The organism is Bradyrhizobium sp. SRS-191 (genome assembly GCF_024586915.1).
Taxonomy (GTDB): Bacteria; Pseudomonadota; Alphaproteobacteria; order Rhizobiales; family Xanthobacteraceae; genus Bradyrhizobium.
The window spans coordinates 21078-27077 of the sequence record NZ_JANBVS010000033.1 but is presented as its reverse complement, the minus strand read 5'-3'; the positions used below and the strand labels follow the sequence as shown (position 1 = coordinate 27077).

General features: G+C 64.5%; 14 protein-coding genes. 6 read left to right on the top strand and 8 right to left on the bottom strand.

Annotation, left to right across the window (positions count from 1 at the left end):
• Positions 1 to 239 precede the first annotated feature (239 nt).
• Positions 240 to 671 carry a response regulator transcription factor gene (locus NLR35_RS33180; protein WP_257170757.1) on the top strand — a complete coding sequence of 144 codons (432 nt, stop codon included), beginning with the start codon at positions 240 to 242 and terminating at the stop codon, positions 669 to 671.
• Between the two features lies 1 nt (position 672).
• Complete coding sequence (locus NLR35_RS33175) at positions 673 to 1089, top strand: ArsC/Spx/MgsR family protein (RefSeq protein ID WP_257170756.1); 417 nt, start codon at positions 673 to 675, stop codon at positions 1087 to 1089.
• Positions 1090 to 1107: 18 nt separating this feature from the next.
• On the opposite strand, the gene NLR35_RS33170 is transcribed toward NLR35_RS33175, so the two are convergent.
• Genes NLR35_RS33170 through NLR35_RS33160 form a run of 3 tightly spaced genes read right to left on the bottom strand, consistent with a single transcriptional unit; the run spans position 1108 to position 2061 of the window.
• Positions 1108 to 1470, bottom strand: coding sequence for a ferredoxin (locus NLR35_RS33170; protein ID WP_257170755.1), 363 nt, complete (start codon positions 1468 to 1470; stop codon positions 1108 to 1110).
• The gene (grxD, locus tag NLR35_RS33165) at positions 1467 to 1796 is read right to left on the bottom strand and encodes a Grx4 family monothiol glutaredoxin (protein WP_257170754.1); all 330 of its coding nucleotides are present in this window, start codon (positions 1794 to 1796) and stop codon (positions 1467 to 1469) included. The genes NLR35_RS33170 and grxD overlap by 4 nt, the downstream gene beginning before the upstream one ends.
• A 31-nt stretch (positions 1797 to 1827) precedes the next feature.
• Positions 1828 to 2061 (bottom strand): BolA/IbaG family iron-sulfur metabolism protein, encoded by a 234-nt coding sequence (locus NLR35_RS33160; RefSeq protein ID WP_006609694.1) that lies wholly within the window; start codon positions 2059 to 2061, stop codon positions 1828 to 1830.
• A gap of 263 nt (positions 2062 to 2324) precedes the next feature.
• Here NLR35_RS33160 and NLR35_RS33155 point away from each other — a divergent pair, with 263 nt between their 5' ends.
• The 4 genes from NLR35_RS33155 to NLR35_RS33140 all read left to right on the top strand — a co-directional run bounded on the left by NLR35_RS33155 (position 2325) and on the right by NLR35_RS33140 (position 4327).
• The gene (locus NLR35_RS33155) at positions 2325 to 2810 is read left to right on the top strand and encodes a hypothetical protein (protein WP_257170753.1); all 486 of its coding nucleotides are present in this window, start codon (positions 2325 to 2327) and stop codon (positions 2808 to 2810) included.
• A gap of 94 nt (positions 2811 to 2904) precedes the next feature.
• Positions 2905 to 3267, top strand: coding sequence for an iron-sulfur cluster assembly protein (locus NLR35_RS33150; protein ID WP_257170759.1), 363 nt, complete (start codon positions 2905 to 2907; stop codon positions 3265 to 3267).
• A gap of 36 nt (positions 3268 to 3303) precedes the next feature.
• Positions 3304 to 4059 (top strand): dienelactone hydrolase family protein, encoded by a 756-nt coding sequence (locus NLR35_RS33145; protein WP_257170752.1) that lies wholly within the window; start codon positions 3304 to 3306, stop codon positions 4057 to 4059.
• Positions 4060 to 4084: 25 nt separating this feature from the next.
• Complete coding sequence (locus NLR35_RS33140) at positions 4085 to 4327, top strand: hypothetical protein (protein ID WP_257170751.1); 243 nt, start codon at positions 4085 to 4087, stop codon at positions 4325 to 4327.
• 120 nt (positions 4328 to 4447) lie between these two features.
• Here the strand turns inward: NLR35_RS33140 and NLR35_RS33135 are convergent, their stop codons facing one another.
• From NLR35_RS33135 to NLR35_RS33115, 5 genes are read right to left on the bottom strand one after another with little or no spacing between them, the layout of a single operon-like run.
• Positions 4448 to 4906, bottom strand: coding sequence for a group II truncated hemoglobin (locus NLR35_RS33135; RefSeq protein ID WP_257170750.1), 459 nt, complete (start codon positions 4904 to 4906; stop codon positions 4448 to 4450).
• Between the two features lie 16 nt (positions 4907 to 4922).
• Positions 4923 to 5090 carry a hypothetical protein gene (locus NLR35_RS33130; RefSeq protein ID WP_006609688.1) on the bottom strand — a complete coding sequence of 56 codons (168 nt, stop codon included), beginning with the start codon at positions 5088 to 5090 and terminating at the stop codon, positions 4923 to 4925.
• A gap of 26 nt (positions 5091 to 5116) precedes the next feature.
• Positions 5117 to 5425 (bottom strand): DUF6156 family protein, encoded by a 309-nt coding sequence (locus NLR35_RS33125; protein ID WP_257170749.1) that lies wholly within the window; start codon positions 5423 to 5425, stop codon positions 5117 to 5119.
• Between the two features lie 35 nt (positions 5426 to 5460).
• Positions 5461 to 5673, bottom strand: a complete 213-nt coding sequence (locus tag NLR35_RS33120) for a hypothetical protein (protein ID WP_257170748.1) — start codon at positions 5671 to 5673, stop codon at positions 5461 to 5463.
• A gap of 12 nt (positions 5674 to 5685) precedes the next feature.
• Positions 5686 to 5994, bottom strand: coding sequence for a 2Fe-2S iron-sulfur cluster binding domain-containing protein (locus tag NLR35_RS33115; protein WP_257170747.1), 309 nt, complete (start codon positions 5992 to 5994; stop codon positions 5686 to 5688).
• Positions 5995 to 6000 lie beyond the last annotated feature (6 nt).

Below are 6000 nucleotides of genomic sequence, written 5' to 3'. Positions count from 1 at the left end.
CGCCTGCCGCAGACGAAAACGGGCGTATTTTGAAGGAGATGAAGCACAATCCACTGATAACGGCGGCTTGTTGCAAACCCGACATCGGAATGCTTCGCAAGATGTGATGATGCGCCGCACTGTCCGAAACGACACAACAAAGGCCGGCCTCCAGCTGCCAAAAGCTCGGAACGAGATTTGCTAGATCCTCCTCGCAGCCTTGCGGCCAAGGATCTCGCGAAGGTTTGAGGAGGATGCAGATGCAGATCGGAGTTGAGACGGCGAAAGCGGTGGACCAGCGGCGTGTGTTCGTCATCGATGACGATGAGATCACCCGTGCGGCGCTGCAGTTCATGCTGCACGATGAGATCGAAACCCATGAGTTGGCGACTCCCGAGGAAGCCTATGAGAAGGGCGTCGACTGGCTGGCGCCGAACGTGGTGATGCTCGGCGTCTCCTTCCTGAAGCAGCGTGGGCCGGAGCTGGTCCGTGAGATCGCCGGCAAGTTCAAGGGGGTGCGGATCCTGATCGTCACCGCCAAGGCCGACGAGGCGATCGCGATCGAGGGGCTGAAGGCGGGCGCGCATGGCGCGGTCGTCAAGCCGCTGACGATCGAGTCGGTGCGCAAGAAGGTCGACACCATTCTCGGCCGCGCCGGCGGCGCGCAACTGGTCCAGCTCGGCGGGCTGTGACGTGACCACGGTGGTGTTTTACGAGAAGCCGGGCTGCGGCACCAATGCCCGGCAGAAGCTGATGCTGGCGCGCGCCGGTCACGAGGTCGAGGCCAGAAATCTGCTGACCGAACCGTGGACCGGTGAGCGGCTGCGCGCCTACTTCGCCGGAACGCCGGTCTGGTCCTGGTTCAACCCGGCGTCGCCACGCGTCAAGTCAGGCGAGATCGAGCCGGAGGCGATCGAAGCAGTCGCCGCCATCGATCTGATGCTGGAGGACCCGCTGCTGATCCGCCGTCCGCTGATCGAGGCCGGCGGCCAATGCTGCGCCGGCTTCGACCGCGAGCCGGTGCTGTCGCTGCTGCAGCGGGATGATGATCTCGACGACGTCCAGGGCTGCACGCGCCCCGAAGCATCGCCCTGTCCGGAGCCGCGCTGAGCGGCTCCGGTCCAGACTTCAGCGCTTCAGCACCATCACCAGACGGTCGACGCGCTTGCCCTGTTTGAAGTGGGATTCGACAATCTCGTCGATATCCTCCGGCTTGGTCGGCCGATACCAGATGCCATCGGGATAGACCACCATCATCGGCCCGGCGCTGCAGAAGCCGAAGCAGCCGGCGGCGGTGACGCCGACATCCGTCAGCCGCTGCGCCTCGATCGTCTTGGTCAGCCGGTCCCACAACGGCTGCACGCCAAGCGCGCCGCAGCTGCCGCGCGGATGCCCCGGCGGACGCTGCGTCAGGCAGACGAAGGCGTGGTATTTGTAGAGCTGCGGAATCTCGAAATCGTCATCCGCCTCTGCGACACTGCCATCGCTCATGATGCAGCCGCCTTGATGCCCTTGTCGGCCAAGAGCGTCGCGAGCTCACCAGCCTGGAACATCTCGCGCACGATGTCGCAACCACCGACGAACTCGCCCTTGATGTAGAGTTGAGGAATGGTCGGCCAGTTGGAGAACTCCTTGATGCCCTCGCGGATGAAGGGATCGGCCAGCACGTTGACGCTCTCATACGGCACGTCGAGCTTGCCGAGGATCTGCGCCACGGCCGCAGAGAAGCCGCATTGCGGCGCCGCCGGCACGCCCTTCATGAAGAGAACGATGTCATTGCTGTCGATCAGCTTCTGAATGCGTTCGGATGTCGACATTGATGTTGTCCTTTTCCCTGGATGCGGCCGGTTACTTCGGCAATGACGTCTCGAGCGCCAGCGCATGCAGCACGCCGCCCATCTGGCCCTTGAGGGCCGAATAGACCATCTGATGCTGCTGCACCCTGCTCTTCCCGGCGAAAGCCTGCGAGGTGACGCGCGCCGAATAATGGTCGCCGTCACCGGCCAGATCCTCGATCACGACGACTGCATCCGGGAACGCCTCCTTGATCAGACGTTCGATATCAGTTGCTGCCATCGCCATCGCTGTGTCTCCCGCTGGATTGATGACAGCGTCATGCAAGCTCCGAACCAGCCATTTGCAGGTCCCGGACGCTGCACCGGCTCTGATCGAGCGGCGAATTGACGACGCGCGCGTCGTCTTTGCGACAAGGAGGACGATGCGACGCGGGCTTGGCGTTCAAAATCCAACATGCCCACGCGGTTTCGCCGGATTCGCGGCGATGACGGCTTCTGGTGCACCACCGCAAAAACGGTCCGCGTCTTGCACTGATTTGATCGAGGTCAATGCAGATGCTCGAACTCGTCAGCGAACCCGACACGATCAACTTCGGCGATCTTCCCGAGGAGATCGACGCACTGTTGCAGCAGGGCGTGGCGGCGTATCGCCGCGATCACGCGCGCGCCGACCGGCTGTTTCGCGAGGCCCTGGCCGCCGCTCCGCAGCAGCTTCCGACCTATTTCTGCCTCTATAAGATTCACACCTATCAGGGCCATCTCGACGAGGCCAAGGCGGTGGCCGAGCTCGGTCTTGCCGAGGCCGCGCGCCAGGCCGGCTGGTCATCGGATTGGCGGCAATGGGTGCCGCATGACCCGCTGCCCGATGGCCCCGGCCGCTTCGCGCTCTACACGCTGAAGGCGCTCGCCTTCATTCATCTGCGCAAGAACGATCCTGACAGCACGGCTGAGATGCTCGCAGCGCTGCGTCGGCTCGATCCGGCCGGTGCGGTCGGGTGGCCGGTCGTGGCTGCGCTCGCCGACGGGCTGGAATGAGGCCCCCCATGCAGCATCCCAAGCGCAATATCGACACGACGTCGAACGACCATCCCCCGGTGCGAACCAGGACCATGAGAGGAATCAAAGCATGATGAGCATGCACGCCGCTGCCCCTCCCTCCCCGTCGCAAACCGCCCTGACGACCGGCTCGCAGGATGCCGCCGAGAGCGTGATCGCCGCGCTGAGGACGGTCTACGACCCGGAGATTCCGGTGAATGTCTACGATCTCGGTCTGGTCTATCGCATCGCGCATGAGGGCGGCGGCGCCGTCGAGATCGACATGACGCTCACGGCGCCGGGTTGTCCCGTCGCGAGCGAGATCGTCCGCATGGTCGAGGACGCCGTGCAGGCTGTCGACGGTGTCGTCTCCGTCAAGGTCACGCTCGTGTTCGAACCGCCGTGGGACAAGTCGCGCATGTCCGAAGAGACCGCCCTGGAGTTGGGCTTGTTGTAACGCGCGCCGATCGCGCCAACGAAACAGGAGCATCACATGGCGACCGAGAGCACGATCAGGCTCACCGCACATGACGGACATACGTTCCAGGCCTTCCGTGCCGATCCGGCCGACACGCCCAAGGGCGCCATCGTCGTGCTGCCGGACGCGGGCGGCAGCATCAAGGTCCGCAAGGTCGCGGATGCCTTTGCCGCGAGCGGCTATGTCGTGATCGCGCCGGAGCTGTCGCCGCCTGCGGCGGTCGAGGCCCCGGCAGACGGCGAGCCGCCGGCAGCCACACAGGATCCGGTGGCCCCTCTGCTCGCCGAGATCCAGTCCACCGTCGACAGCGTCAAGGAATGTGGCAAGGTGGCCGTGGTCGGCTACGGCGCCGGCGGCGGCCTCGCCTACAACGCCGCGAACCGCGTATCCGGGCTCGCCTGCGCCGTCAGCTACTACGCAACCGGCGTGATCGATGCGGCCGGCGCCAAGCGCAAGGTGCCGACCTTGCTGCACTTCGGTGAAGCCGACGCGGTCGTGCCATTTCCCGCCGTGAGCATGTTCCGCGCCCATCATCCCGAGGTCAGCGCTTTCTCCTATCCGAACGCCGCCCACGACTTCGATGCCGAGGGCGACACCTATGATGAGACGGCCACTGCTTTGGCACAGGAACGGACGCTCGCCTGGATCTCGCAATATGTCGTCGGCCAGCCGCCGATCACGCTGAAGAACGCCGGCGCCTATGCGCTTGCCAAGACCGACAAGAAAAAGAAGAAAAAGGCGGACGACGACATGGGACCTCCGGCTGATTGATCATCCGTTGGAGCGAGGCCACGCGATGCTGCCGACCACCATCCTGATCGACGAACGGCCGCGCTGCGTGGTGCGGCCGAACGATACCAAAGATCTCAACCGCTTCATCCGCAACGGCAAGACCTATCTGCTCGCGGAGATGCCGGACGGCAAGATAACCCACCGCAACGCCAGCGACGCCGAGTTGGTGCACTGGCAGAACGCGCTCGCCCTGCACCGCGCGTGGGGTGGCGATGACGAGAGCTTCTTCGGCGTGCCGCTATATTAGATGAGGTCCGTGCAACGCTCGTGGATAGATACCCCTCACCCAACCGAGTATGACGCACTATCTTACATGCCCTCTCCCACAAGGGGAGAGGGCGCATTCACTAGCAGCCATCCATCCAACTCACGGCCGCGCGGCCCGCGCGTCGTGTGGATTACCGGCCTGGTTGCGCATCCAGTCGGCGAGCTTGGTCATGGCGGCGTCGACGTCCTGCCGCGCAGCAGCGTCCACGACCGTCTCCTCGAGCGCGCCGCGCATGCACAGCAGCCATGCATCGCGCTCGGCGTTGCCGATCGGAAAGCCCATGTGGCGTTGGCGCAGGCGCGGATGGCCCTTCTCCGGCGAGTACAATTTCGGCCCGCCGAGCCATTCCGAGAGATAGCGCTTCAGGATGACCTTGATCGGCCCGAGATGGGTCCCGTGCATGTCGCGGATCGTCTTGGCCTCCGGCAGCGTATCCATCCGGTGGTAGAACGACTCGACCAGGCGATCGACCACGACGGCCCCGCCGATCCGCTCATAGGGCGTGATCACCGGCCCCGCCGCCGACGTGTCAGTCTCTGTCGTGCCCGCGTCCGCCATCCAACCCGTCCCGTCTCTATTCGTCCAAGCTCGGCTGCAGGATCACCTCGGCCGGTGCGCCGGGTCCCTGCTCGGCCACGAGCTCCAGCGCGTCGACCCGCGACAATCCGGCGCCGGAGTCCATCAGCACGATAGCGTCCTTGGGCATGCTGGCAAGAGCCTCGATCAGCTTGGCGACGGTCACACTCGCTCCTTCACCACTTGGCTCCTTTACACGCCGTCCTGGCCGGCGACGACCGCGCCGGTCTCGTCGAAACTGAGCGTCACCGGGTCCTCGTCGAGCATCACGATCTCGGCACGGCGCAACGTCCCGTTGGCGTGATAGTCATACCGGTGAGTGAGCTCGATCTCGCCGTACACGACCTTCTCGAATCCGGTCAGCGCACCCGCGGCATTGAAATAGCCGCGGATGAAGGTATTGCGGTTCGACAGCTGCTCCGGTGCGATCGCCGTCACCAGGCGCAGCGGCAGTTTGACGCCCGTATACGAGACGAAGAACTGGACCGTATCGGTGCTCATGCCGCCGCTCGCGTCGAAGGCCTTGCACGCAGCCGTCACGCGACGGCTGCGGCCTTCAGCGCTTCGATCTGGTCGCGGGCCACCTTGAAGACACCGCGGCCGCCGGCGAAGGTCTGGTAGGCCTTCATGCCGATGGCATCGCTCAGCTTGTTGAACCATTGCTGCGGCGTCAGCGCAGCAGGCCGCTCACTGATCTCCGCAACCGTGCCATCCGGGGCGAAACGAACGTGCAGCGTGATGTTGTCCATGGGATCCTCCTGTTACAGGCCCGAGCCGAAGCCGAGCAGTTCAATTTTCACGTTCTCGGTGCCGAGGATCGTCGCCTGGCAGGCGAGGCGCGACTTGGAGCCGACGCCCACGATGCTGTCGAGCTTCTCGTTCTCGAGCTTGCTGACCTTCGACACGCCCTTGCGGCCCTCCTGCAGGAAGATGTGGCAGGAGCCGCACTTCGCCTGCCCCTCGCATTTGTGCGGGATCTCGACTTCGGCGGCGAGCAGCGCCGCGAGAATGGTGGTGCCTTCGCCCACCTCGATCGTCTTGCCCGAGGGCATGACCGTCAGAGTAGCCATTGATTG

What these genes read in the sequence shown, in the direction of transcription:
- NLR35_RS33160 (WP_006609694.1), bottom strand. Translation starts at nt 2,061, where the DNA reads ATGGCGATGGCAGCAACTGATATCGAACGTCTGATCAAGGAGGCGTTC.
- NLR35_RS33115 (WP_257170747.1), bottom strand. Translation starts at nt 5,994, where the DNA reads ATGGCTACTCTGACGGTCATGCCCTCGGGCAAGACGATCGAGGTGGGC.
- NLR35_RS33170 (WP_257170755.1), bottom strand. Translation starts at nt 1,470, where the DNA reads ATGAGCGATGGCAGTGTCGCAGAGGCGGATGACGATTTCGAGATTCCG.
- NLR35_RS33120 (WP_257170748.1), bottom strand. Translation starts at nt 5,673, where the DNA reads ATGGACAACATCACGCTGCACGTTCGTTTCGCCCCGGATGGCACGGTT.
- NLR35_RS33125 (WP_257170749.1), bottom strand. Translation starts at nt 5,425, where the DNA reads ATGAGCACCGATACGGTCCAGTTCTTCGTCTCGTATACGGGCGTCAAA.
- NLR35_RS33155 (WP_257170753.1), top strand. Translation starts at nt 2,325, where the DNA reads ATGCAGATGCTCGAACTCGTCAGCGAACCCGACACGATCAACTTCGGC.
- NLR35_RS33150 (WP_257170759.1), top strand. Translation starts at nt 2,905, where the DNA reads ATGAGCATGCACGCCGCTGCCCCTCCCTCCCCGTCGCAAACCGCCCTG.
- NLR35_RS33135 (WP_257170750.1), bottom strand. Translation starts at nt 4,906, where the DNA reads ATGGCGGACGCGGGCACGACAGAGACTGACACGTCGGCGGCGGGGCCG.
- NLR35_RS33140 (WP_257170751.1), top strand. Translation starts at nt 4,085, where the DNA reads ATGCTGCCGACCACCATCCTGATCGACGAACGGCCGCGCTGCGTGGTG.
- NLR35_RS33145 (WP_257170752.1), top strand. Translation starts at nt 3,304, where the DNA reads ATGGCGACCGAGAGCACGATCAGGCTCACCGCACATGACGGACATACG.
- grxD (WP_257170754.1), bottom strand. Translation starts at nt 1,796, where the DNA reads ATGTCGACATCCGAACGCATTCAGAAGCTGATCGACAGCAATGACATC.
- NLR35_RS33180 (WP_257170757.1), top strand. Translation starts at nt 240, where the DNA reads ATGCAGATCGGAGTTGAGACGGCGAAAGCGGTGGACCAGCGGCGTGTG.